The 23,405-nt window shown below is 57.0% G+C and carries 19 protein-coding genes, 2 tRNA genes and 4 rRNA genes; 12 read left to right on the forward strand and 13 right to left on the reverse strand.

Features of this window, described 5'->3' with window-relative positions; genetic code table 11:
* Window positions 1–58: 58 nt before the first annotated feature.
* Both ACA074_RS00520 and ACA074_RS00525 read right to left on the reverse strand, forming a co-directional pair.
* Window positions 59–283, reverse strand: coding sequence for a DUF1161 domain-containing protein (locus ACA074_RS00520; RefSeq protein WP_401270763.1), 225 nt, complete (start codon window positions 281–283; stop codon window positions 59–61).
* Between the two features lie 128 nt (window positions 284–411).
* Complete coding sequence (locus ACA074_RS00525; RefSeq protein ID WP_003187305.1) at window positions 412–627, reverse strand: dodecin; 216 nt, start codon at window positions 625–627, stop codon at window positions 412–414.
* 156 nt (window positions 628–783) lie between these two features.
* Here ACA074_RS00525 and ACA074_RS00530 point away from each other — a divergent pair, with 156 nt between their 5' ends.
* Window positions 784–1,110: an ElaB/YgaM/YqjD family protein gene (locus ACA074_RS00530; RefSeq protein WP_042556998.1), complete on the forward strand. Its 327-nt coding sequence runs from the start codon at window positions 784–786 to the stop codon at window positions 1,108–1,110.
* Here the strand turns inward: ACA074_RS00530 and ACA074_RS00535 are convergent.
* A complete protein-coding gene (locus tag ACA074_RS00535; protein WP_497678242.1) occupies window positions 1,083–2,000 on the reverse strand; it encodes a LysR family transcriptional regulator in 918 nt (305 codons plus the stop codon). The genes ACA074_RS00530 and ACA074_RS00535 overlap by 28 nt on opposite strands.
* Before the next feature lie 113 nt (window positions 2,001–2,113).
* Here ACA074_RS00535 and trpB point away from each other — a divergent pair, with 113 nt between their 5' ends.
* From trpB to ACA074_RS00550, 3 genes are all read left to right on the forward strand, one after another.
* Entirely contained in the window at window positions 2,114–3,346 is a 1,233-nt protein-coding gene (trpB, locus tag ACA074_RS00540; RefSeq protein WP_187680751.1) for a tryptophan synthase subunit beta, read from the forward strand.
* Window positions 3,346–4,158 carry a tryptophan synthase subunit alpha gene (gene trpA / locus ACA074_RS00545; protein ID WP_187680752.1) on the forward strand — a complete coding sequence of 271 codons (813 nt, stop codon included), beginning with the start codon at window positions 3,346–3,348 and terminating at the stop codon, window positions 4,156–4,158. The genes trpB and trpA overlap by 1 nt, the downstream gene beginning before the upstream one ends.
* Window positions 4,159–4,280: 122 nt before the next feature.
* The gene (locus tag ACA074_RS00550) at window positions 4,281–4,736 is read left to right on the forward strand and encodes an anti-virulence regulator CigR family protein (protein WP_497658419.1); all 456 of its coding nucleotides are present in this window, start codon (window positions 4,281–4,283) and stop codon (window positions 4,734–4,736) included.
* Window positions 4,737–4,907: 171 nt separating this feature from the next.
* On the opposite strand, the gene ACA074_RS00555 is transcribed toward ACA074_RS00550, so the two are convergent.
* The 10 genes from ACA074_RS00555 to ACA074_RS00600 form a co-directional block, all read right to left on the reverse strand.
* Window positions 4,908–6,869, reverse strand: a complete 1,962-nt coding sequence (locus ACA074_RS00555) for a DUF7844 domain-containing protein (protein WP_497678243.1) — start codon at window positions 6,867–6,869, stop codon at window positions 4,908–4,910.
* Complete coding sequence (locus ACA074_RS00560) at window positions 6,866–7,186, reverse strand: DUF2388 domain-containing protein (protein ID WP_034152281.1); 321 nt, start codon at window positions 7,184–7,186, stop codon at window positions 6,866–6,868. Before ACA074_RS00560 ends, ACA074_RS00555 begins: the two co-directional genes overlap by 4 nt.
* 27 nt (window positions 7,187–7,213) lie before the next feature.
* Entirely contained in the window at window positions 7,214–7,522 is a 309-nt protein-coding gene (locus ACA074_RS00565; protein ID WP_187680755.1) for a DUF2388 domain-containing protein, read from the reverse strand.
* Window positions 7,523–7,629: 107 nt separating this feature from the next.
* Complete coding sequence (locus tag ACA074_RS00570; protein ID WP_489881400.1) at window positions 7,630–7,947, reverse strand: DUF2388 domain-containing protein; 318 nt, start codon at window positions 7,945–7,947, stop codon at window positions 7,630–7,632.
* A 328-nt stretch (window positions 7,948–8,275) separates the two neighbouring features.
* A complete protein-coding gene (locus ACA074_RS00575) occupies window positions 8,276–8,491 on the reverse strand; it encodes a DUF1127 domain-containing protein (protein WP_007911656.1) in 216 nt (71 codons plus the stop codon).
* Between the two features lie 321 nt (window positions 8,492–8,812).
* Window positions 8,813–10,306, reverse strand: coding sequence for a succinyl-CoA:acetate CoA-transferase ScpC (gene scpC / locus ACA074_RS00580; protein ID WP_489881399.1), 1,494 nt, complete (start codon window positions 10,304–10,306; stop codon window positions 8,813–8,815).
* A gap of 214 nt (window positions 10,307–10,520) precedes the next feature.
* On the reverse strand, window positions 10,521–11,954 hold the full coding sequence (locus ACA074_RS00585) for an NAD(P)(+) transhydrogenase (Re/Si-specific) subunit beta (RefSeq protein ID WP_187680757.1): 1,434 nt from the start codon (window positions 11,952–11,954) through the stop codon (window positions 10,521–10,523).
* The gene (locus ACA074_RS00590; RefSeq protein ID WP_003187417.1) at window positions 11,954–12,274 is read right to left on the reverse strand and encodes an NAD(P) transhydrogenase subunit alpha part 2; all 321 of its coding nucleotides are present in this window, start codon (window positions 12,272–12,274) and stop codon (window positions 11,954–11,956) included. The genes ACA074_RS00585 and ACA074_RS00590 overlap by 1 nt, the downstream gene beginning before the upstream one ends.
* A gap of 15 nt (window positions 12,275–12,289) precedes the next feature.
* Window positions 12,290–13,411 (reverse strand): Re/Si-specific NAD(P)(+) transhydrogenase subunit alpha, encoded by a 1,122-nt coding sequence (locus tag ACA074_RS00595; RefSeq protein ID WP_497678244.1) that lies wholly within the window; start codon window positions 13,409–13,411, stop codon window positions 12,290–12,292.
* A 434-nt stretch (window positions 13,412–13,845) separates the two neighbouring features.
* The gene (locus tag ACA074_RS00600) at window positions 13,846–14,745 is read right to left on the reverse strand and encodes a LysR family transcriptional regulator (protein ID WP_401270745.1); all 900 of its coding nucleotides are present in this window, start codon (window positions 14,743–14,745) and stop codon (window positions 13,846–13,848) included.
* 158 nt (window positions 14,746–14,903) lie between these two features.
* Here ACA074_RS00600 and ACA074_RS00605 point away from each other — a divergent pair, with 158 nt between their 5' ends.
* The 8 genes from ACA074_RS00605 (at window position 14,904) to rrf (ACA074_RS00640) (ending at window position 23,398) form a co-directional block, all read left to right on the forward strand.
* Complete coding sequence (locus tag ACA074_RS00605) at window positions 14,904–16,085, forward strand: acyl-CoA dehydrogenase (RefSeq protein WP_497678245.1); 1,182 nt, start codon at window positions 14,904–14,906, stop codon at window positions 16,083–16,085.
* 13 nt (window positions 16,086–16,098) lie between these two features.
* Window positions 16,099–17,319 carry a CaiB/BaiF CoA transferase family protein gene (locus ACA074_RS00610; protein WP_497678246.1) on the forward strand — a complete coding sequence of 407 codons (1,221 nt, stop codon included), beginning with the start codon at window positions 16,099–16,101 and terminating at the stop codon, window positions 17,317–17,319.
* 644 nt (window positions 17,320–17,963) lie between these two features.
* Window positions 17,964–19,500: ribosomal RNA gene (locus ACA074_RS00615) — 16S ribosomal RNA — on the forward strand.
* An 82-nt stretch (window positions 19,501–19,582) separates the two neighbouring features.
* Window positions 19,583–19,659, forward strand: a tRNA-Ile gene (locus tag ACA074_RS00620).
* Window positions 19,660–19,690: 31 nt separating this feature from the next.
* A tRNA-Ala gene (locus tag ACA074_RS00625) sits at window positions 19,691–19,766 on the forward strand.
* 250 nt (window positions 19,767–20,016) lie between these two features.
* Window positions 20,017–22,910, forward strand: a 23S ribosomal RNA gene (locus tag ACA074_RS00630).
* A 151-nt stretch (window positions 22,911–23,061) separates the two neighbouring features.
* Window positions 23,062–23,177: ribosomal RNA gene (gene rrf / locus ACA074_RS00635) — 5S ribosomal RNA — on the forward strand.
* Window positions 23,178–23,282: 105 nt separating this feature from the next.
* Window positions 23,283–23,398: ribosomal RNA gene (rrf, locus tag ACA074_RS00640) — 5S ribosomal RNA — on the forward strand.
* Together the 16S, 23S and 5S rRNA genes with 2 tRNA genes alongside form the textbook arrangement of a ribosomal RNA operon.
* Window positions 23,399–23,405: the final 7 nt, after the last annotated feature.

The following is a 23,405-nucleotide window of genomic DNA, read 5'->3' on the forward strand; positions in this document are numbered from 1 at the left end:
AATCATCAGCCACAAAAAAGCCGACGCATTCACGTCGGCTTTTGCATTTCAGGCACTATCAACCGCGCTTGTAGACGATTTCCTTGGTGCCGCCCTCGCAGGTGCCAACAACCTTGTCGCCAGCCGCTGCGCCCTTATCAACAATCTCCAGCGAATACCCGGAAACGCTCTTGGCATCCAGCTTCGCCGCAATCTCGCTTTTCAGCTCTTCACAAGGCTTGCCGGCAGCAAACGCACCACCCGCAAGGCTCAACAAACCTACTGCCAATATGAACTTCTTCATCGGTTGCACTCCCTGGTCGGATTAAAGGAGGCGGGCATCGGGTCATCCACCCGATGCGCCCACCCTGTAGCGCTTTGCCATTCCTATGGCACTCGGCCAGCGCGCAAGTTCAGAAGCGTAGACCAAACTCAGCTACTGGCGATGCGGAACCCGACTTTCAAAGTCACTTGAAAGTGCGCTGCCTTGCCGTCCTTGATGTGGCCGCGGGTCTCGGTCACTTCAAACCATTCAAGGTGCTTGATGCTCTTGTTGGCTTCAGCCAACGCGTTGTTGATGGCGTCTTCGATGCTGGTGGCAGACGAACCGACCAGCTCGACTTTCTTGTACGTGTGATGGTCACTCATGGCGATCTCCTTGGGGTGTGGAATTGAGACTAGCAGTGAATTGCACTGTTGATTTCGGCGCTGCCGCGCAGGCGAAGTTCAGATTTTCTGCACTTTCTCAAACCGCTGAAGTCCCAATCAACACACGCCACTCATCACCAATGCAGGAGAGCCACCATGGCCAACACCTCTTTACGTAAAGCCTCATTGCAAAGCATGGAAGCGGAGATCGAGAGTCTGCTCAAGTCGTTGGAAGGCCTCAAAGACGATGCTTCCGACGAGTCGCGCAAAACCCTCAAGGCGCTGAAAAGCAATGCTGAAAGTGCGCTGAAACATTCGCGTCACCTGCTCAGCGATGCCTATGAAGAAGTCAAAGTGAAAACCCGTGAGACCGGGATCGCCACCCGCGATTACGCTCAGGAACATCCATGGACGACTGCCGGTGTGGCGGTCGGTGCACTGGGTCTGCTCGCGGCTTACTTGCTGTTCAAGCGCGGCGAGTGATCGCTCTGGCGCAGCTCATTCTTGAGCCATTGCGCCAGTTGCCGGGCGCGCCCATCTGCGGCGCGCTTGGGTAGCCACAACGCCAGTTGCGCCGGGGTTTCACAGAAGCCCCACGGCGCAACCAGGCGACCCGCCTTCAAATCCTCGGTAACCAGCGGCTCCGGCGCGATTGCCACGCCAAGTCCCGCAACTGCTGCCTCCAACAGATAATACAAATGCTCAAAACCTTGCCCGAGCTTCAACGCTTTTGCGTCGAGGTGGTTTTGCTGTGCCCAGCTTGGCCAGGCTTGCGGACGGGATGTCGTGTGCAGTAGCGGCTCATCGAGCAACGCCTCGGCAGATGCCGTTTGCAGGCGTTGATAGCCGCTGAACAGCGGGCTCAGCACTGGGCCGATGCGTTCGGCAGCCAGTTCATACACCTGCATATCCGCCGGCCATGGCGGTTCAGCGAACAGCAGCAGCGCATCCAGCCCCGGACGCCTCGGATCAAGATCGCCTTCACCGGCCGAGAGGTGCAGGCGCAAGTCCGGCAGATCGGCATTCAAACGCCCCAATCGCGGAATAAACCAGCGCGCCAGCAAGCTTCCAGAGCAGCCAAGCACGAACGGTGCATCGGCCGTGCTTTGCGCCAGCTCCGCACAAACACTGCGCAACCGGTCGAACGCTTCGCCGCTGGCATCGCGTAAGCGCACACCTGCATCTGTGAGTTTCAAGCCGCGCCCATCCTTGATGAACAGGCTGACGCCAAGGTGTTCTTCCAGCACTTTTAGCTGGCGACTCACTGCACCGTGGGTAACGTGCAGCTGCTCGGCAGCCTGACTGACGCTGTTCAGCCGCGCGGTGGCTTCAAAGGCGCGCAAAGCGTTCAACGGGGGAAGGTCGTGGCTCATGGTATCTGTGAGTTTTCCTGACAGGTTGCGGCGATCTTATCGGTTTTCAGTCTAGAAGGTCAGGGGTAGAGTAGGCGTCATTGTCTTTTGACCGAATTCACCTGGAGCAAATCATGACCCAGACTTCGCACAACTCCGATCTGCGTAACGGCCCTGACGCCAACGGCCTGTTCGGTTCGTTCGGTGGCCGCTACGTGGCTGAAACCCTGATGCCGTTGATCCTCGATCTGGCCCGCGAATACGAAACGGCCCAGGAAGATCCGGCATTCAAAGAAGAATTGGCCTACTTCCAGCGTGACTATGTCGGACGTCCGAGCCCGCTGTACTTCGCCGAGCGCCTGACCGAATTCTGCGGTGGCGCCAAGATCTACCTCAAGCGCGAAGAGCTCAACCATACCGGCGCGCACAAGATCAACAACTGCATCGGCCAGATTCTGCTGGCACGGCGCATGGGCAAAAAACGCATCATCGCCGAAACCGGCGCCGGCATGCACGGCGTGGCGACCGCCACCGTGGCTGCGCGTTTCGGTCTCGATTGCGTGATCTACATGGGCACTACCGACATCGAGCGTCAGCAGGCCAACGTGTTCCGCATGAAGCTGCTGGGCGCCGAAGTGATCCCGGTGGTTGCCGGCACCGGCACCCTGAAAGATGCGATGAACGAAGCGCTGCGTGACTGGGTAACCAACGTCGACAGCACTTTCTACCTGATCGGCACCGTAGCTGGCCCGCACCCGTATCCGGCAATGGTTCGCGACTTCCAGGCCGTGATCGGCAAGGAAACCCGTGACCAGTTGCAAGCTCAGGAAGGTCGTCTGCCGGACAGCCTGGTGGCGTGCATCGGCGGTGGTTCCAACGCCATGGGCCTGTTCCACCCGTTCCTCGACGACAAGAGCGTTGAAATCATCGGCGTTGAAGCCGCCGGTTACGGTATCGAAACCGGTAAGCACGCGGCCAGCCTCAACGGCGGTGTGCCGGGTGTGTTGCACGGCAACCGCACCTTCCTCTTGCAGGACGACGATGGCCAGATCATCGACGCCCACTCGATTTCCGCTGGTCTTGACTACCCGGGCATCGGCCCTGAACACGCCTGGTTGCATGACATCGGCCGCGTCCAGTACACCTCAGTGACTGACGACGAAGCCCTCGAAGCGTTCCACAAATGCTGCCGCCTGGAAGGGATCATTCCGGCACTGGAAAGCGCCCACGCCCTGGCTGAGGTTTTCAAACGCGCACCGAAACTGCCGAAGGATCACCTGATGGTGGTCAACCTCTCCGGCCGTGGCGACAAAGACATGCAGACCGTGATGCACCACATGGAACAGTCGAAGCAGGAGAAACACTGATGAGCCGCCTGCAAACCCGTTTTGCCGAACTCAAAGAGCAGAATCGTGCCGCGCTGGTGACCTTCGTCACTGCCGGTGATCCGGACTACGACACTTCGCTGGCGATCCTCAAGGGCTTGCCGAAAGCCGGTGCCGACGTGATCGAACTGGGCATGCCGTTCACCGACCCGATGGCCGACGGCCCGGCGATTCAACTGGCGAACATCCGTGCGCTGGGTGCCAAGCAGAATCTGGCGAAAACCCTGCAAATGGTTCGCGAATTCCGTGAAGACAACAGCGATACCCCGCTGGTGCTGATGGGCTACTTCAACCCGATCCACATGTATGGCGTGCCGAGCTTTATTGCCGACGCGAAAGAGGCCGGCGTTGATGGCCTGATCGTGGTCGACATGCCGCCAGAGCACAACGAAGAACTGTGCGACCCGGCCCAGGCTGCCGGTCTGGATTTCATTCGCCTGACCACGCCGACCACCGACGACGCACGTCTGCCGAAGGTGCTCAACGGCAGTTCCGGTTTTGTTTACTACGTATCAGTGGCCGGTGTGACCGGTGCAGGTGCTGCGACCCTGGAGCACGTCGAAGAAGCGGTTACTCGCCTGCGCCGTCATACCGATCTGCCGATCAGCATCGGTTTTGGTATCCGCACACCGGAGCAAGCGGCGTCCATCGCACGCTTGGCCGACGGTGTGGTGGTGGGTTCGGCTCTGATCGATCACATCGCCAACGCGACCACGCCGGATCAGGCCATCGACGGTGTGTTGAGCCTTTGCTCGGCCTTGTCCGAAGGCGTGCGTAAGGCCCGCGTCAGCTGAAGGTAAAGTTCCTGATACAGAGGAATTAGCACCTCGCGGCACAGACTAAATGAGCAAGATCGAGGGCTTCAGTACTGCGTTCTGAAGCCCTTTTTGCTGTCAGTGCAGTGAGGAAAGACCGAATGAAAATGCCGAAACGTCTGGTTGCCGGATTGGGGGTGCTGATGATCAGCGCGACTCCGCTGCTGGCCAGTGCCGATCAGCGCGATGATCATGACCGCGGCGGCTCGCAACAGGGTCACTACGATAACCGCGGGGACAATCGCGGTGACGATCACCGTGGCCCGCAGAACGACCACCGTGGTGGTCCGCCACCGCGCGACTTCGGCCCGGTGCGCCAGACCATCCGCGACAATCACGGCTACTTCGTGCGCGGAGCACCGCCACCGCCGGGCATCCATCTGGAGCGTGGCCGGCCGTTGCCGCACGGCTATTACGGCGAGCGTCTGGATGGTCGTGCGTTAGGTCGTTTGCCGGTCTATCCGGGCTATGAATGGCGCCGGGCTGGCGGTGATATCGTGCTGATCGCGGTGGGCACCGGGATCGTTTATGAAATCCTGGATGGGGTTTTGTATTGATCTGAAGAGATCACCTGTGGCGAGGGGATTTATCCCCGATGGGCTGCGTAGCAGTCCCAAACCCTGCAAGCGCGGTTATTCAGACATAACCCGCTCGCCGGGATAGCTACTGCTGCGCAGCCGGTCGGGGATAAATCCCCTCACCACAAGGACTTGGGGCCCACCCTTGTATCAGGGCAGTTCCAGTCCACCGGAGGCTTTGTGCAGTTTGCGCAGATGCTCGCCAATCTGTTTCACGTTGGTCTCACTGGCGGCAATCTCGGCAGCGCGCTTGGGCTCCAGCAGCTTGCGCACCTCCGTGTCCAGATCGCCGGATAGTGCCAACAGCTTTTTCTGCCGTTGGCTGCTTTCCGCTTCCAGTCGGCTGAATTCGCTCGGTTGCGGCAGACCGTAACCCTTGGAATCAAGCAGTTCAGCTGGACGACTGAGGAAGCCGCTGTTGGCGAGGATTTCCTGCAAGGTCGCGTTGGCCTTGTCCATCCCGCCGTTTTCCAGCTCGCGTGCACCGAGGTAACGCTGCTTGACCTCATCCTGTGCCAGTAGCAACTGTCGGCGATAACTCGCTTGCTCGAGCAGCAACAGTGCAGCGCTAGTGCGCAGGTCGGCACGGTCGAACCATTCACGGCGTTGTTCGGCGGTCAACGAAAGCCATTCTTCAACAGTGTTCTGTTTGATCGGCAATTGCTTCTTCAATACGTCGAACATCGCCCGATAGCGATCGCGGAACGAATCGAAGCGATAACCCAGACGCAGCGCTTCTTTCGGATCATCCAGCACGCTGGTATCGGCCAGCCCCCGGCCTTTGAGCACTTCCAGCAATCCGTTGGGCATGATGCTGTCCAGACCGGTGAGCTGCGCGTTGTTGCTGCCGCTGCGCAACAGTTTCAGGCCTTCCACCGCGCAGTTGTTGGACAGGAAGAAGTAGTTGCCGTCGTAGCTCCAATGCATCTCGGCGGCGTGTTCGACCACGCCTTCGATCTCGCTGCGTGACAGGTTCAGCGGTACCGAGGCGAGGCTGCGCAGTTCGGTCTTGGTGTATTCGTCGATGACCTGCGCCAGTGGCAGGACGAACAGCCGGGACGGGTATTTGCCGACCAGTCCGTCCCAGCTCGATAACTGCACATCGCCAACGAAGGCGCGATACGACAGCACCAGATGTTGATCCAGATCGAGCCGGCAATCCGGGCCACGTGGCCGACCGGGCGCGCAGATCACCAGACGTAACATGCTGTGGCCCCAACGGCTGACCCAGTTCTGATTGGCCTCGGCGAGCAGGTAATCCACTGCATAGACACGTTCCGGGTCGACTTGCCCCAATGGTTGCTTGGCGAAGTCGTTGCCGGCGTTCAGAAACGCAAAGGTCTTGGCGCAGGAATTCGGCGCCGGTGGTGCCCAGCCGAAGTGTTCCTGGTAATAGCGATACAACGCCGGGCGGCGGCAGGCGTAGCTCGGGTCGAGGAGGAAATACTCCATGTTGACCGCGACAAACTCTTTCGGGCTGGAGATCTCGTAAAGATCCGGGCTGCGAGCGATCTGCCGATTATGTTGCTCGCGTTCGCCGCGACGGCCGACGTATTGCTGCCAACCGGCAAGGTCGAGCAGGCGCGGGTCGTCGCTAAGAGTGAAGCGGCGACCGTTCTGGCCACGGCACTCATCGGGAATGCCGATCAGCCCGGCGCTGTTGAAGCGCCGGGTGCAACGCTGGATCAGCGTGCGTTCGGCACTCGGCCACAAACGCGCGCGGTCATAAATGTGGGTGATTTCGTGCAGCACCGTGGCGAGCAGTTCCTGACGCACAGTGCCGTGGGGGCGATTGGTTTTTTCTTTGGCCGCGCTGCCATCGGTGAGACTGGCGAGCAGTTTGCGGTTCAGATCAAGTTCGGCGACCAGCGTGGCCTGGCCATAGGCATTGCCGGGCATGTCGTCGGTCCAGCCGACATCGATGCGCCGATCCAGCCGCTCGATGAAGCTCGGCGGCAGTGCCTGCATGGCTTCATCGATCAGCGCCTGACTGGCCTGTTGTTGGGCGGGCGTCAGACCGTCGGTCTTGAGCCGTAATTGCAGGCCGGCGTAGGCGTTGTTGCCAAGCAGCAACAACGCCCCGGCCAGTAGCCAGGCGCCGAGTGACTTCACAGTGCGAGGATGGCTTCGGCGAGTACCTGATCACTGGCGTCACGCGCTTCTGGCACGCGTGTACGCAAGGTGTTGAGCGCGGCTTCCAGGTGCGCACCACGGATATCACCGTTGCTGGCAACGAAACTGGCGGCGTCGTCGTGGGCTTCGCGGATGATTTTCGAGTCGCGAATCGATGTGGTGGTATCGGATGTGAAATCGATAGTGCGCTGGGAGGCACGAACGATGATGTTACTGGTGGCTACCAGGGTGTGCGCCTGGGCCACGTCGGCCAACAAAAACAGGCCAAGGGCGGCAGCAATCAGCGGGCTACGCATGGAACGACTCCGGAAGGACAAAGATAGCTATTGGACGAGAATTGCTTGCGCCAGTTCAAGGTCGCTTACATGAAGTTTCGGCCGGGTTTTGCGCAGGTAGTGCAGTGCGGATTCCAGTCGAGCGCCTCGCAGTTCTCCGTCACTGGCAACAAACACTGCCGCATCATCGTGAGCGGCGAGCAGCAGTTTACGGTCGAAAGGCGCGGAAGACACCATGCCGGTCGCCCAAACGCTGACGACGGTGTTCTGTGTCGACATATCGAAGGCATCGACCGACGTCGTCCAGCAGGCTGTTAACAATACAGATGGGAAAAGCAGATTTTGAAGAAAACGCATGGGACTCGGTAACGGTTGGCGAGCCGCAAGGCTAGCGCAATGCCTGTTCTAGAGCCAGCGCCGAAACATCGGGACACGACCGGCGTGTCCCGCGATACCGCAATCGCTTAGATCGTCAGAATGGCTTGAGCCAACTGTGCGTCGGTTGCTTGCAGTTGTGGCGCCTGATGACGGATGTGATCCAGCGCGCTTTCCAGCTTCACGCCACGGATGTCGCCTTCGCTGGCCACGAAGCTGGCAGCGTCGTCACGGGCAGCAAGCACGATTTTGTCGTCACGGAAGGACGAAGTGACGTCGGAAGTGGCATCGGACGAGGACTTCAGGGCACCGACGACAGCATCGGTAGTCACGATGAAACTGGTGGCGCTGGCGTTGGCAGCCGCGGCCAGCAGGGCGGCAGCGCTGAGCAGACGAAGACGGGACATGGTGTAACTCCTGTGGATAAACCGTATAGAGAGGTGGCTCGGTATCTGGGAGTCAGACGCCAGTTGCACAGCATTCGCCACGTTCTACGTTGATATTAGGCTTGGTGGTGCGAGCGAGGAAAGCGTTGTGACGAATGACGTGTTCACGGACAGCCTTGAGTGGCGCCTTTAAATTGTGCTGGTGTATTTTAGTTTTTATCTAACTGTACTTGTTTGGGTTTTCACGGCGCTGAAACGACAAAACCCGTCGCGGTTTCCCGCGACGGGTTCTGTTTGTTCAATTCGGGTTGCTGGCGGTGGGTCTAACGACCAGAGCCAGCGACGCTACTTAGCGCCAGAACGGCTTGCTCAGCTCTTCGTAGCGTTGTGCTTCGCTGATACCGGCGTCAGCCAGCAGACGCGAATCCAGACGAGCCAGTTGGTGGCGGCTGGAGATGCGGCGCTGCCACAACATCAGGTTGGCGATAACGCGCAGAGGCAGGGAAGCCTGGGTGTTTACAGCTTTGTCTTCGAAGAACAGTTCGGAACTGAGTGTACGTTCCATGGTTGACATCCTTCCGCTTGTGGCGGGATCAGGTAGTGGTTTGACTGGTGCCCATGATCCTCTCGTTTGGCCAGTCTCTCTAGATACAGTTCAACTGTATTGTGAGTGACCAGTTAACTGTTTATAGGGGGTGTATGGGTCAAAATCGAGCAAACTGTACCTGTCCGCACTTAAGTGGTGCGTTTTAACCTGATTTCGAAGAATTTGTAGGGAATAGCCGTAGGAATAGACCGGTACAGCAGTACAGTTTTTGGCAGGTCTGGGGTTTTTAGAATCCCACTGACGCAAGCTGTGTTTGCGCCAGTGGAATATCTGTGCGAATTACACCTTCAGCATGCGCCCGGTTTCTTCCAGGTTGATATGCCAGCTCAACGCTTCGCGCAGGATGTGCGGGGTGTGACCGCCGATTGCACAGGCCGCAGTGAAGTAATCATTCAACGCCTGGCGATAATCAGGGTGCACACAATTGTCGATGATCACCCGCGCACGCTCCCGAGGTGCCAGGCCGCGCAGATCTGCCAGACCCACTTCGGTCACCAAAATGTCGACGTCATGCTCGGTGTGGTCAACGTGGCTGACCATCGGCACCACGCTGGAAATCGCGCCGCCCTTGGCAATCGACTTGGTCACGAACACCGCCAGATGCGCGTTGCGCGCGAAGTCGCCGGAGCCGCCGATGCCGTTCATCATCCGTGTGCCGCAGACGTGGGTGGAGTTGACGTTGCCGTAGATGTCGAACTCCAGCGCCGTGTTGATCCCGATGATGCCCAGGCGCCGCACCACTTCCGGATGGTTGGAAATCTCCTGTGGGCGTAGAACCAGTTTGTCCTTGTACTTCTCCAGATTGCCGAACACGTCGCTGTTGCGACGTTCCGACAAGGTGATCGAACTGCCCGAGGCGAAGCTCAGCTTGCCGGCATCAATCAGATCGAACGTCGAATCCTGCAGCACTTCGGAGTACATGGTCAGGTCTTCGAACGGCGAGTCGATCAGGCCGCACATCACCGCGTTGGCGATGTTGCCGATCCCGGCCTGCAACGGGCCGAGTTTGTTGGTCATGCGCCCGGCATCGACTTCCTGCTTGAAGAAGGTGATCAAGTGGTCGGCGATGGCGTTGGTGTCGACATCCGGCGACGACACGGTCGAAGGCGAATCCGCTTGCTGGGTGATGACAATGGCGACGATCTTCTCCGGCGGAATCGGGATCGCGGTGCTGCCGATACGGTCGTCGACTTTTACCAGCGGGATCGGCGTGCGCGTCGGACGATAGGTCGGGATATAGATGTCATGCAGGCCTTCGAGGTTGGCGTTGTGCGCCAGGTTGATCTCGACGATCACCTGTTTGGCGAAAATCGCGAAGCTCGCCGAGTTGCCCACGGAGGTGGTCGGCACGATGTGGCCCTGTTCGGTGATGGCCACGGCTTCAATCACGGCGATGTCCGGCAGCTTCAGTTGCTGGTTGCGCAGTTGCTCGACGGTTTCCGAAAGGTGCTGGTCAATGAACATGACTTGGCCGGCGTTGATCGCCTTGCGCAAGGTGCTATCGACCTGGAACGGCATGCGGCGCGACAGGACGCCTGCCTCGGTCAGTTGCTTGTCGAGGTCGTTGCCCAGACTCGCGCCAGTCATCAGGCTGATTTTCAGCGGCGTGACCTTGGCTCGCTCAGCCAGTGCATGAGGGACGGCTTTGGCTTCGCCGGCGCGGGTGAAGCCGCTCATGCCGACGGTCATGCCATCTTCGATCAGTGTGGCGGCGTCGGCGGCGCTCATCACTTTATCCAACAACGAAGGCAGGCGAATACGGTCACGGTACATGGATTATTTTCTCGGGTAGCGAGTAGCAGGATGCGCAGTCTAGTGAATTTGACGGGCGCCTGTCCCGCTACCAAGGTCGCAAAAGAGGCGTCTATTTAGCGGGTTTCAAGTAAAACATCGTTACCGGATCTGCAACAACGCGGCATATTGTCCGACGCTTTGCGCAAACAAAAACGCCCCGACAAGTCGGGGCGTTCGATGTTGCAGTGCAGAGTTACTCGACCGCTTTGACCATGTCTTCGATGACTTTTTTCGCGTCGCCGAAAACCATCATGGTCTTGTCAAGATAGAACAGTTCGTTGTCCAGACCGGCATAGCCGCTGGCCATCGAGCGCTTGTTGACGATGATGGTCTTGGCCTTGAATGCTTCGAGAATCGGCATGCCGGCAATCGGCGACTTCGGATCGTTCTTCGCGGCCGGGTTGACCACGTCGTTCGCGCCGAGCACCAGCACCACGTCTGCCTGACCGAACTCGGAGTTGATGTCTTCCATCTCGAACACTTGGTCGTAAGGCACTTCGGCCTCGGCGAGCAGGACGTTCATGTGCCCAGGCATCCGCCCGGCCACTGGGTGGATCGCGTACTTCACGGTCACGCCACGGTGAGTCAGCTTCTCGGTCAGCTCTTTCAGTGCATGCTGCGCGCGCGCCACCGCCAGACCGTAGCCTGGCACGATGATCACGGTGTCGGCGTTGGTCAGCAGGAAGGTTGCGTCATCAGCCGAACCGGACTTCACCGGACGCGCTTCTTTCGCGCCGGCCGGGCCAGCGTCCACCGTATTGCCGAAACCGCCGAGCAGTACATTAAAGAAGGAGCGGTTCATCGCCTTGCACATGATGTACGAGAGGATCGCACCGCTCGAGCCCACCAGCGAACCGGCGATGATCAGCATCGAGTTGTTCAGCGAGAAGCCGATACCCGCCGCCGCCCAGCCGGAATAGCTGTTGAGCATCGATACCACCACCGGCATGTCGGCGCCGCCGATAGGGATGATGATCAGCACGCCCATCACGAACGCCAGCGCCAGCATCAGCGCGAACGCGGTGAGGTTGCCGGTGAACATAAAGGTCAAGCCGAGAGCCAGCGTGGCCAGGCCCAACACCGCGTTCAGCTTGTGCTGGCCAGCGAACTGTACCGGTGCGCCTTGGAACAGACGGAACTTGTACTTGCCCGACAACTTGCCGAAAGCGATCACCGAACCGGAGAAGGTGATTGCACCAATCGCCGCGCCCAGGAACAGCTCCAGACGGTTGCCCGCTGGAATAGCGTCGCCCAGTTGTTTGACGATGCCCAGCGATTGCGGTTCGACCACCGCCGCAATGGCGATGAACACAGCCGCAAGGCCGATCATGCTGTGCATGAAGGCGACCAGTTCCGGCATCTTGGTCATTTCAACGCGCTTGGCCATGATCGAGCCGGCAGTGCCGCCGATCAGCAGGCCGACGATCACATAACCGATACCTGCAGTCGCCAGCTCAGCGCCGAGCTTATAGATGAGGCCGACGGTGGTGAGGATGGCCAGCGCCATGCCGAGCATGCCGAACAGGTTGCCGCGCCGCGAAGTGGTCGGGTGCGACAGGCCTTTGAGGGCCTGGATAAAGCAGATCGACGCGATCAGGTAGAGCGTCGTGACGAGATTCATGCTCATTACTTCGGCGCCTCTTCTTTTACTTTCGGGGCTTTCTTCTTGAACATCTCAAGCATGCGGCGAGTGACCAGGAAGCCACCGAACACATTGACCGCAGCCAGTGCCACGGCCAGGGTGCCCATGGTTTTGCCCAGCGGCGTAACGGTCAGAGCGGCGGCCAGCATGGCGCCGACGATCACGATCGCGGAAATGGCGTTGGTGACGGCCATCAAAGGCGTGTGCAGCGCAGGTGTAACGTTCCAGACCACGTGGTAACCGACATAAATCGCCAGCACGAAGATGATCAGGTTGTAGATACCGGGGGAGATAAGCTCTTCCATCGTCTGAATCCCTGCTTAGGCGTTTTTGCGGATGACTTGGCCGTCGCGGCACATCAGGCACGCGGCGACGATGTCGTCTTCGAGGTTGACGTCGAACTGACCTTCTTTAGTGAAGACCAGCTTCAGGAAGTCCAGCAGGTTGCGTGCATACAGCGCCGAGGCGTCTGCCGCGACTTCACCGGCCAGATTGGTCGGGCCGGCGATGGTTACGCCGTTCTCGATCACGATCTGGTCGGCCACGGTCAGCGGGCAGTTGCCGCCCTGCGCGGCGGCGAGATCGATGACCACCGAACCCGGTTTCATCTGCGCCACTGTCTCTGCGCTCAACAGCGTCGGCGCCTTGCGGCCCGGAATCAGTGCAGTGGTGATGACAATGTCGGCTTGCTTGGCGCGTTCATGTACGGCCTGGGCCTGACGCTGCATCCAGCTCGCTGGCATCGGCCGCGCATAGCCGCCGACACCGACCGCGCATTCGCGCTCTTCATCGGTCTCGTAAGGCACGTCGACGAACTTGGCGCCGAGAGATTCAATCTGTTCCTTGACCGCCGGACGCACGTCGGACGCTTCGATCACCGCACCCAGACGTTTCGCCGTGGCAATCGCCTGCAACCCGGCCACACCGGCACCGAGAATCAGCACGCGCGCCGCTTTCACGGTGCCCGCAGCAGTCATCAGCATCGGCATGAAGCGTGGATAGTAGTGAGCGGCCAGCAACACAGCTTTGTAACCGGCAATGTTCGCCTGGGACGACAACACATCGAGACTCTGCGCCCGAGAGGTACGCGGCGCCGCTTCCAGGGCGAACGCGGTAATCCCGCACTCGGCCATTTTGGCGATTGTTTCGTTGTTGAACGGGTTGAGCATGCCAACCAGCACCGTGCCGCGCTTGATCAGCGTCAGTTCGGCGTCGCTTGGGGCGACCACTTTGAGAATCAGCTCGGCGCCAAACGCATCGTTGGCACTGCCAATGGTTGCGCCTGCCGCTTCATAGGCACTGTCGACAACACTGGCTTTAACGCCGGCGCCGGTTTGCACAGTGACCTTATGACCTTGGCTGATCAGCTTTTTAAGGGTTTCCGGGGTTGCAGCAACCCTTGTTTCACCGGTCTGGGTTTCGAGAGGAACACCAATGTGCACGTCAAATCTCCTGCGTGATCTTATTGAGTAAACCCAGGCACTGCGGATGGTGCGACTGGGGCGGCCGATCAGCACGATCCCGCCAAATCAGGGCGGGGCGCGGCATTTTGCAGGCGAACTTTATGCCCTTCAAGGGATTATGACGGGTGACGGAAAATTAACTACAAGTCATCCCGTGACCGAATGTCGCAGATAACCGGTTGAATCCCTTGCAGGCCGTGCCTTGTAAGGATTCTGGCTGAATTTGAAAAAATTTCTCATCGGCGACGTGAATAAGCCGTGATGAGTCGCGCGTGAAGGCTCAAAGCCACGTCGGCAGGCGCTTGTGGGACGTCTGTACGGCTTTCGGATACAGTCGCTGAATATGCGACAAATACTTATATCTGTAGGGCTTTTGGTTTTCTGACTACGGGGTTAGGTATGGCTGTGAGCCTTTATCCCTCTAGGCTGTAGCTCTGCGCTTGATTTACCAACCAGTCGCGAAATGCCTTCAGAGACGCCGATTCGACCTTTCGCTCCGGAATCATCAGGTAATACGCCTTGATGCTGGAGAGTGCCTGCGGGTTGGCAATCACCAGGCGGTTCTCGGCCAATTCGCGCTGGATCAGGAACGGTGGGATCAGCGCGATACCCATGTCGTGCATGGCCGCCTGAGCCAGCATGGAGAATAGCTCGTAGCGCGGGCCTGTCATGTCGCGAGGGATATTCAGGTGTTGCGAGTAGAACCACTGGCGCCAAGCGTAAGGGCGAGTGGTCTGCTGTAGAAGTGGTAGTTCGGCAATCTCATCGGCTGTCAGATGTGTCTTGTTGCCGAGTAGGGCGGGGCTGCACACCGGCATCGGATTTTCGCCCATCAGCCTGTGGGATTCGGTACCGGACCAGTCAGCATCGCCAAAGTAGATCGCCGCGTCGAAGTCGGTATCGGCAAACAGGAACGGGCGAGTGCGGTTGGTGAGGTTGACGGTGACTTCCGGATGCTTGAGCTGGAAATCCTTGAGCCTTGGCAGCAGCCATTGCGTGCCGAAGGTCGGCACCACCGCCAACTCGATCACATTGGTGCCCTGCTGGCCCATCACTGACAACGTATCGCGCTCCACCGCATCGAGTTGCGTGGCCACCCGGCGGCTGTAGGAAAGTCCTGCTTCGGTCAGCTTCACACCGCGTCGTGAGCGTCGGAACAGTTCCACGCTGAGGAAATCCTCAAGGCTGGCGATCTGTCGGCAAATGGCGCCCTGCGTGAGTGAAAGTTCTTCGGCGGCCTTGGTGAAGCTCTCGTGGCGAGCGGCGGCTTCGAAGCTGATCAGGGCGGTGGTGCTAGGGATCTTCCTGCGCATATACGTCAATCTCACTAATGCGCCGCGTAAAAGGCATTCAGCGACGTTTCGGAGTGAGAAATTAGCACAACAGAATGCGAAATCCTCGTTTGCTGCGACGGCTAACCGCGCCTAGGATCAATGCCACGTTAATTCACCCGATTTGCGAGGACACACTCATGGGCGGTAAAGCTAGCTTCAACTGGATCGATCCCCTGCTGCTGGATCAACAGCTCACCGAGGAAGAGCGCATGATCCGCGACACCGCCGAGCAGTTCGCTCAACAGAGCCTCGCACCGCGTGTCCTCGAAGCCTTCCGCCATGAGAAGACTGACCCGGCGATCTTCCGTGAGATGGGCGAAGTCGGCCTGTTGGGTGCAACCATCCCTGAGCAATACGGTGGCAGCGGCCTCAACTATGTCAGCTACGGCTTAATTGCCCGTGAAGTGGAGCGTGTCGATTCCGGCTATCGTTCGATGATGAGCGTGCAGTCCTCGCTGGTGATGGTGCCGATCAACGAATTCGGCACCGAAGCCCAGAAACAGAAATACCTGCCTAAACTGGCGTCCGGCGAATGGATCGGTTGCTTCGGACTGACCGAGCCTAACCACGGTTCTGACCCGGGAGCGATGATTACTCGCGCACGCAAGGTCGACGGTGGCTACAGCCTGACCGGCGCGAAAATGTGGATCACCAACAGCCCGATCGCCGATGTGTTCGTGGTGTGGGCCAAGGACGATGCCGGCGACATTCGAGGCTTCGTACTGGAGAAGGGCTGGAAGGGGCTGTGTGCGCCGGCGATTCACGGCAAGGTCGGCCTGCGTGCTTCGATCACCGGTGAGATCGTGATGGACAACGTATTCGTACCGGAAGAAAACATCTTCCCGGACGTGCGCGGTCTGAAAGGACCATTCACTTGCCTCAACTCCGCGCGTTACGGCATTTCCTGGGGCGCACTGGGTGCTGCTGAGTTCTGCTGGCACACCGCCCGCCAATACACCCTGGATCGCCACCAGTTTGGTCGCCCATTGGCCGCCACTCAGTTGATCCAGAAGAAGCTGGCCGACATGCAGACCGAGATCACTCTGGCGCTGCAAGGCTGCCTGCGTCTGGGTCGCATGAAGGATGAAGGCACGGCTGCCGTGGAAATCACTTCGATCATGAAGCGCAACTCGTGCGGCAAGTCGCTCGATATCGCCCGTATGGCGCGCGACATGTTGGGCGGCAACGGTATCTCCGATGAGTTCGGCGTGGCCCGTCATCTGGTTAACCTGGAAGTGGTGAATACCTATGAAGGGACCCACGACGTTCACGCGTTGATCCTGGGGCGTGCGCAAACCGGTCTGCAGGCGTTCTATTAATAGGAGAGCGACCATGGGCGCGCTGTCGCATCTGCGGGTACTGGATTTATCGCGAGTATTGGCCGGGCCGTGGGCCGGGCAGATCCTCGCCGACCTTGGCGCCGAAGTGATCAAGGTCGAGCGCCCGGGCAATGGTGACGACACGCGCGCCTGGGGGCCGCCGTTCCTCAAAGATGCTTATGGCGAGAACACGTCAGAAGCGGCTTACTACCTGTCGGCCAACCGCAACAAGCAATCGGTGACCATCGACTTCACCCGCCCGGAAGGGCAGAAGCTTGTGCGGGAGCTGGCGGCCAAGTCCGACATCCTGATCGAGAACTTCAAGGTGGGTGGACTGGCGGCTTATGGATTGGATTATGAATCGCTGAAGGCGATCAATCCGGATCTGATTTATTGCTCGATCACGGGGTTTGGTCAGACCGGGCCTTACGCCAAGCGCGCGGGCTATGACTTCATGATCCAGGGGCTGGGCGGGCTGATGAGTCTGACCGGCCGGCCTGAGGGTGATGAGGGCGCCGGGCCGGTGAAGGTCGGTGTGGCGCTGACGGATATTCTGACCGGTCTTTATTCAGCGGTGGCGATCCTCGCGGCACTGGCTCATCGCGATCACGATGGCGGTGGCCAGCACATTGATATGGCGTTGCTGGATGTGCAGGTCGCGTGTCTGGCTAACCAGGCGATGAACTACCTGACTACGGGCAATGCGCCCAAGCGTCTTGGTAACGCACATCCCAACATCGTGCCTTATCAGGACTTCCCGACGGCTGATGGTGATTTCATTCTGACCGTGGGTAATGACGGGCAATTCCGCAAGTTCGCTGAAGTGGCGGGGCAGCCACAGTGGGCTGATGATCCGCGTTTCACTACTAATAAGCTGAGGGTGGCGAACCGGGCGGTGTTGATTCCCCTCATCCGGCAGGCGACGGTGTTCAAGACCACGGCTGAATGGGTGGCCCAGTTGGAGCAGGCTGGTGTGCCGTGTGGACCGATCAATGATCTGTCCCAGGTGTTCGAGGATCCGCAAGTGAAGGCGCGTGGGTTGGCGATTGAGTTGCCGCATGCGTTGGCGGGGATGGTGCCTCAGGTGGCCAGCCCTATCCGGCTGTCTGAGACGCCGGTCGAGTATCACCGGGCGCCTCCTTTATTGGGCGAGCACACGCTGGAGGTTTTGCAGCGGGTACTGGGCTTGGGCGCGGGTGCGGTTGCCGCGTTGAAGGAGGGAGGAGTGCTCTGACAATTCCTTCTATATAGAAGGAATACCGTTTGCTTCCTATATAGAGAAGAATTTGGGTGTTTTTTAACCGATCTGCAAGTGATTGAAAGAAAAGCGAAAATAGGTGTTGACGGCAGATTCTGGAAGTCTATAATTCGCCCCACTTCCGGCGCAGTCGAAACGGAAAACTCCTTGAGATTCAATGAGTTACACGGTTTTCGGCAGCGGGTTGCTTCAGTTCATCGAAGCCTGGAAGGAGTTGAAAGAGCGGTGATGTTTGGCTCTTTTGACGGTTCGATCTTCTCGGTCGAAAGCGGAGAAAAAGAGGTGTTGACAACAGCGAGTAACGCTGTAGAATTCGCCTCCCGCTAACGAGAGATCGGAAGCGCAAGTGGTTGAAGTTGTTGAAGAATTCTTCGAAAACTTCTGAAAATAATCACTTGACAGCAAATGAGGCTGCTGTAGAATGCGCGCCTCGGTTGAGACGAAAGATCTTAACCAACCGCTCTTTAACAACTGAATCAAGCAATTCGTGTGGGTGCTTGTGGAGTCAGACTGATAGTCAACAAGATTATCAGCATCACAAGTTACTCCGCGAGAAATCAAAGATGTAACCAACGATTGCTGAGCCAAGTTTAGGGTTTCTTAAAAACCCAAAGATGTTTGAACTGAAGAGTTTGATCATGGCTCAGATTGAACGCTGGCGGCAGGCCTAACACATGCAAGTCGAGCGGATGAGAGGAGCTTGCTCCTGGATTCAGCGGCGGACGGGTGAGTAATGCCTAGGAATCTGCCTGGTAGTGGGGGACAACGTTTCGAAAGGAACGCTAATACCGCATACGTCCTACGGGAGAAAGCAGGGGACCTTCGGGCCTTGCGCTATCAGATGAGCCTAGGTCGGATTAGCTAGTTGGTGAGGTAATGGCTCACCAAGGCGACGATCCGTAACTGGTCTGAGAGGATGATCAGTCACACTGGAACTGAGACACGGTCCAGACTCCTACGGGAGGCAGCAGTGGGGAATATTGGACAATGGGCGAAAGCCTGATCCAGCCATGCCGCGTGTGTGAAGAAGGTCTTCGGATTGTAAAGCACTTTAAGTTGGGAGGAAGGGCATTAACCTAATACGTTAGTGTTTTGACGTTACCGACAGAATAAGCACCGGCTAACTCTGTGCCAGCAGCCGCGGTAATACAGAGGGTGCAAGCGTTAATCGGAATTACTGGGCGTAAAGCGCGCGTAGGTGGTTTGTTAAGTTGGATGTGAAATCCCCGGGCTCAACCTGGGAACTGCATTCAAAACTGACAAGCTAGAGTATGGTAGAGGGTGGTGGAATTTCCTGTGTAGCGGTGAAATGCGTAGATATAGGAAGGAACACCAGTGGCGAAGGCGACCACCTGGACTGATACTGACACTGAGGTGCGAAAGCGTGGGGAGCAAACAGGATTAGATACCCTGGTAGTCCACGCCGTAAACGATGTCAACTAGCCGTTGGGAGCCTTGAGCTCTTAGTGGCGCAGCTAACGCATTAAGTTGACCGCCTGGGGAGTACGGCCGCAAGGTTAAAACTCAAATGAATTGACGGGGGCCCGCACAAGCGGTGGAGCATGTGGTTTAATTCGAAGCAACGCGAAGAACCTTACCAGGCCTTGACATCCAATGAACTTTCCAGAGATGGATTGGTGCCTTCGGGAACATTGAGACAGGTGCTGCATGGCTGTCGTCAGCTCGTGTCGTGAGATGTTGGGTTAAGTCCCGTAACGAGCGCAACCCTTGTCCTTAGTTACCAGCACGTAATGGTGGGCACTCTAAGGAGACTGCCGGTGACAAACCGGAGGAAGGTGGGGATGACGTCAAGTCATCATGGCCCTTACGGCCTGGGCTACACACGTGCTACAATGGTCGGTACAAAGGGTTGCCAAGCCGCGAGGTGGAGCTAATCCCATAAAACCGATCGTAGTCCGGATCGCAGTCTGCAACTCGACTGCGTGAAGTCGGAATCGCTAGTAATCGCGAATCAGAATGTCGCGGTGAATACGTTCCCGGGCCTTGTACACACCGCCCGTCACACCATGGGAGTGGGTTGCACCAGAAGTAGCTAGTCTAACCTTCGGGAGGACGGTTACCACGGTGTGATTCATGACTGGGGTGAAGTCGTAACAAGGTAGCCGTAGGGGAACCTGCGGCTGGATCACCTCCTTAATCGACGACATCAGCTGCTCCATAAGTTCCCACACGAATTGCTTGATTCATTGAAGAAGACGATAAGAAGCAGCCCGAAATTGGGTCTGTAGCTCAGTTGGTTAGAGCGCACCCCTGATAAGGGTGAGGTCGGCAGTTCGAATCTGCCCAGACCCACCAATTTTGTGTGGGAAACGCCTGTAGAGAATACGGGGCCATAGCTCAGCTGGGAGAGCGCCTGCCTTGCACGCAGGAGGTCAGCGGTTCGATCCCGCTTGGCTCCACCACTACTGCTTCTGAAGTTTTGAAAGCTTAGAAATGAGCATTCCATCGATGTGATGATGAATGTTGATTTCTAGTCTTTGATTAGATCGTTCTTTAAAAATTTGGGTATGTGATAGAAAGATAGACTGAACGTTACTTTCACTGGTAACGGATCAGGCTAAGGTAAAATTTGTGAGTTACTCTGAATTGAGTATTATCGAATTTTCGGCGAATGTCGTCTTCACAGTATAACCAGATTGCTTGGGGTTATATGGTCAAGTGAAGAAGCGCATACGGTGGATGCCTTGGCAGTCAGAGGCGATGAAAGACGTGGTAGCCTGCGAAAAGCTTCGGGGAGTCGGCAAACAGACTTTGATCCGGAGATGTCTGAATGGGGGAACCCAGCCATCATAAGATGGTTATCTTGTACTGAATACATAGGTGCAAGAGGCGAACCAGGGGAACTGAAACATCTAAGTACCCTGAGGAAAAGAAATCAACCGAGATTCCCTTAGTAGTGGCGAGCGAACGGGGACTAGCCCTTAAGTGGCTTTGAGATTAGCGGAACGCTCTGGAAAGTGCGGCCATAGTGGGTGATAGCCCTGTACGCGAAAATCTCTTAGTCATGAAATCGAGTAGGACGGAGCACGAGAAACTTTGTCTGAATATGGGGGGACCATCCTCCAAGGCTAAATACTACTGACTGACCGATAGTGAACTAGTACCGTGAGGGAAAGGCGAAAAGAACCCCGGAGAGGGGAGTGAAATAGATCCTGAAACCGTATGCGTACAAGCAGTGGGAGCCCACTTTGTTGGGTGACTGCGTACCTTTTGTATAATGGGTCAGCGACTTATTTTCAGTGGCGAGCTTAACCGAATAGGGGAGGCGTAGCGAAAGCGAGTCTTAATAGGGCGTCTAGTCGCTGGGAATAGACCCGAAACCGGGCGATCTATCCATGGGCAGGTTGAAGGTTGGGTAACACTAACTGGAGGACCGAACCGACTACCGTTGAAAAGTTAGCGGATGACCTGTGGATCGGAGTGAAAGGCTAATCAAGCTCGGAGATAGCTGGTTCTCCTCGAAAGCTATTTAGGTAGCGCCTCATGTATCACTGTAGGGGGTAGAGCACTGTTTCGGCTAGGGGGTCATCCCGACTTACCAAACCGATGCAAACTCCGAATACCTACAAGTGCCGAGCATGGGAGACACACGGCGGGTGCTAACGTCCGTCGTGAAAAGGGAAACAACCCAGACCGTCAGCTAAGGTCCCAAAGTTATGGTTAAGTGGGAAACGATGTGGGAAGGCTTAGACAGCTAGGAGGTTGGCTTAGAAGCAGCCACCCTTTAAAGAAAGCGTAATAGCTCACTAGTCGAGTCGGCCTGCGCGGAAGATGTAACGGGGCTCAAACCATACACCGAAGCTACGGGTATCATCTTAGGATGATGCGGTAGAGGAGCGTTCTGTAAGCCTGTGAAGGTGAGTTGAGAAGCTTGCTGGAGGTATCAGAAGTGCGAATGCTGACATGAGTAACGACAATGGGTGTGAAAAACACCCACGCCGAAAGACCAAGGTTTCCTGCGCAACGTTAATCGACGCAGGGTTAGTCGGTCCCTAAGGCGAGGCTGAAAAGCGTAGTCGATGGAAAACAGGTTAATATTCCTGTACTTCTGGTTATTGCGATGGAGGGACGGAGAAGGCTAGGCCAGCTTGGCGTTGGTTGTCCAAGTTTAAGGTGGTAGGCTGGAATCTTAGGTAAATCCGGGATTCTAAGGCCGAGAGCTGATGACGAGTCATCTTTTAGATGACGAAGTGGTTGATGCCATGCTTCCAAGAAAAGCTTCTAAGCTTCAGGTAACCAGGAACCGTACCCCAAACCGACACAGGTGGTTGGGTAGAGAATACCAAGGCGCTTGAGAGAACTCGGGTGAAGGAACTAGGCAAAATGGCACCGTAACTTCGGGAGAAGGTGCGCCGGTGAGGGTGAAGGACTTGCTCCGTAAGCTCATGCCGGTCGAAGATACCAGGCCGCTGCGACTGTTTATTAAAAACACAGCACTCTGCAAACACGAAAGTGGACGTATAGGGTGTGACGCCTGCCCGGTGCCGGAAGGTTAATTGATGGGGTTAGCTAACGCGAAGCTCTTGATCGAAGCCCCGGTAAACGGCGGCCGTAACTATAACGGTCCTAAGGTAGCGAAATTCCTTGTCGGGTAAGTTCCGACCTGCACGAATGGCGTAACGATGGCGGCGCTGTCTCCACCCGAGACTCAGTGAAATTGAAATCGCTGTGAAGATGCAGTGTATCCGCGGCTAGACGGAAAGACCCCGTGAACCTTTACTATAGCTTTGCACTGGACTTTGAATTTGCTTGTGTAGGATAGGTGGGAGGCTTTGAAGCGTGGACGCCAGTTCGCGTGGAGCCAACCTTGAAATACCACCCTGGCAACTTTGAGGTTCTAACTCAGGTCCGTTATCCGGATCGAGGACAGTGTATGGTGGGTAGTTTGACTGGGGCGGTCTCCTCCTAAAGAGTAACGGAGGAGTACGAAGGTGCGCTCAGACCGGTCGGAAATCGGTCGTAGAGTATAAAGGCAAAAGCGCGCTTGACTGCGAGACAGACACGTCGAGCAGGTACGAAAGTAGGTCTTAGTGATCCGGTGGTTCTGTATGGAAGGGCCATCGCTCAACGGATAAAAGGTACTCCGGGGATAACAGGCTGATACCGCCCAAGAGTTCATATCGACGGCGGTGTTTGGCACCTCGATGTCGGCTCATCACATCCTGGGGCTGAAGCCGGTCCCAAGGGTATGGCTGTTCGCCATTTAAAGTGGTACGCGAGCTGGGTTTAGAACGTCGTGAGACAGTTCGGTCCCTATCTGCCGTGGACGTTTGAGATTTGAGAGGGGCTGCTCCTAGTACGAGAGGACCGGAGTGGACGAACCTCTGGTGTTCCGGTTGTCACGCCAGTGGCATTGCCGGGTAGCTATGTTCGGGAAAGATAACCGCTGAAAGCATCTAAGCGGGAAACTTGCCTCAAGATGAGATCTCACTGGAACCTTGAGTTCCCTGAAGGGCCGTCGAAGACTACGACGTTGATAGGTTGGGTGTGTAAGCGCTGTGAGGCGTTGAGCTAACCAATACTAATTGCCCGTGAGGCTTGACCATATAACACCCAAGCAATTTGCGTCGAAAGGCCAGATTGCGGTGTGTGAAGACGAAACGAACCGAAAGTTCGATGTTCACAAAACACCGACAGCTGTCACATACCCAATTTGCTGAAGCGAGGCCATCAGGTCACGACTCAGTACCCGAATTTCTTGACGACCATAGAGCGTTGGAACCACCTGATCCCATCCCGAACTCAGCAGTGAAACGATGCATCGCCGATGGTAGTGTGGGGTTTCCCCATGTGAGAGTAGGTCATCGTCAAGATTAAATTCCGAAACCCCAATTGCGAAAGCAGTTGGGGTTTTGTTTTAGTAGAAGTACCGATTTTTGCTGGCTCGTTACCGTGTTGACGCGCCAGATACAGAATTTCTTGACGACCATAGAGCGTTGGAACCACCTGATCCCATCCCGAACTCAGCAGTGAAACGATGCATCGCCGATGGTAGTGTGGGGTTTCCCCATGTGAGAGTAGGTCATCGTCAAGATTGAATT

The organism is Pseudomonas sp. LBUM1655 (genome assembly GCF_059716085.1).

Bases quoted from the DNA above. Each gene is read 5' to 3' on its own strand.
- ACA074_RS00520 (WP_401270763.1), bottom strand. From the start codon at position 283: ATGAAGAAGTTCATATTGGCAGTAGGTTTGTTGAGCCTTGCGGGTGGT.
- ACA074_RS00525 (WP_003187305.1), bottom strand. From the start codon at position 627: ATGAGTGACCATCACACGTACAAGAAAGTCGAGCTGGTCGGTTCGTCT.
- ACA074_RS00530 (WP_042556998.1), top strand. From the start codon at position 784: ATGGCCAACACCTCTTTACGTAAAGCCTCATTGCAAAGCATGGAAGCG.
- ACA074_RS00535 (WP_497678242.1), bottom strand. From the start codon at position 2,000: ATGAGCCACGACCTTCCCCCGTTGAACGCTTTGCGCGCCTTTGAAGCC.
- trpB (WP_187680751.1), top strand. From the start codon at position 2,114: ATGACCCAGACTTCGCACAACTCCGATCTGCGTAACGGCCCTGACGCC.
- trpA (WP_187680752.1), top strand. From the start codon at position 3,346: ATGAGCCGCCTGCAAACCCGTTTTGCCGAACTCAAAGAGCAGAATCGT.
- ACA074_RS00550 (WP_497658419.1), top strand. From the start codon at position 4,281: ATGAAAATGCCGAAACGTCTGGTTGCCGGATTGGGGGTGCTGATGATC.
- ACA074_RS00560 (WP_034152281.1), bottom strand. From the start codon at position 7,186: ATGCGTAGCCCGCTGATTGCTGCCGCCCTTGGCCTGTTTTTGTTGGCC.
- ACA074_RS00565 (WP_187680755.1), bottom strand. From the start codon at position 7,522: ATGCGTTTTCTTCAAAATCTGCTTTTCCCATCTGTATTGTTAACAGCC.
- ACA074_RS00570 (WP_489881400.1), bottom strand. From the start codon at position 7,947: ATGTCCCGTCTTCGTCTGCTCAGCGCTGCCGCCCTGCTGGCCGCGGCT.
- ACA074_RS00575 (WP_007911656.1), bottom strand. From the start codon at position 8,491: ATGGAACGTACACTCAGTTCCGAACTGTTCTTCGAAGACAAAGCTGTA.
- scpC (WP_489881399.1), bottom strand. From the start codon at position 10,306: ATGTACCGTGACCGTATTCGCCTGCCTTCGTTGTTGGATAAAGTGATG.
- ACA074_RS00585 (WP_187680757.1), bottom strand. From the start codon at position 11,954: ATGAGCATGAATCTCGTCACGACGCTCTACCTGATCGCGTCGATCTGC.
- ACA074_RS00590 (WP_003187417.1), bottom strand. From the start codon at position 12,274: ATGGAAGAGCTTATCTCCCCCGGTATCTACAACCTGATCATCTTCGTG.
- ACA074_RS00600 (WP_401270745.1), bottom strand. From the start codon at position 14,745: ATGCGCAGGAAGATCCCTAGCACCACCGCCCTGATCAGCTTCGAAGCC.
- ACA074_RS00605 (WP_497678245.1), top strand. From the start codon at position 14,904: ATGGGCGGTAAAGCTAGCTTCAACTGGATCGATCCCCTGCTGCTGGAT.
- ACA074_RS00610 (WP_497678246.1), top strand. From the start codon at position 16,099: ATGGGCGCGCTGTCGCATCTGCGGGTACTGGATTTATCGCGAGTATTG.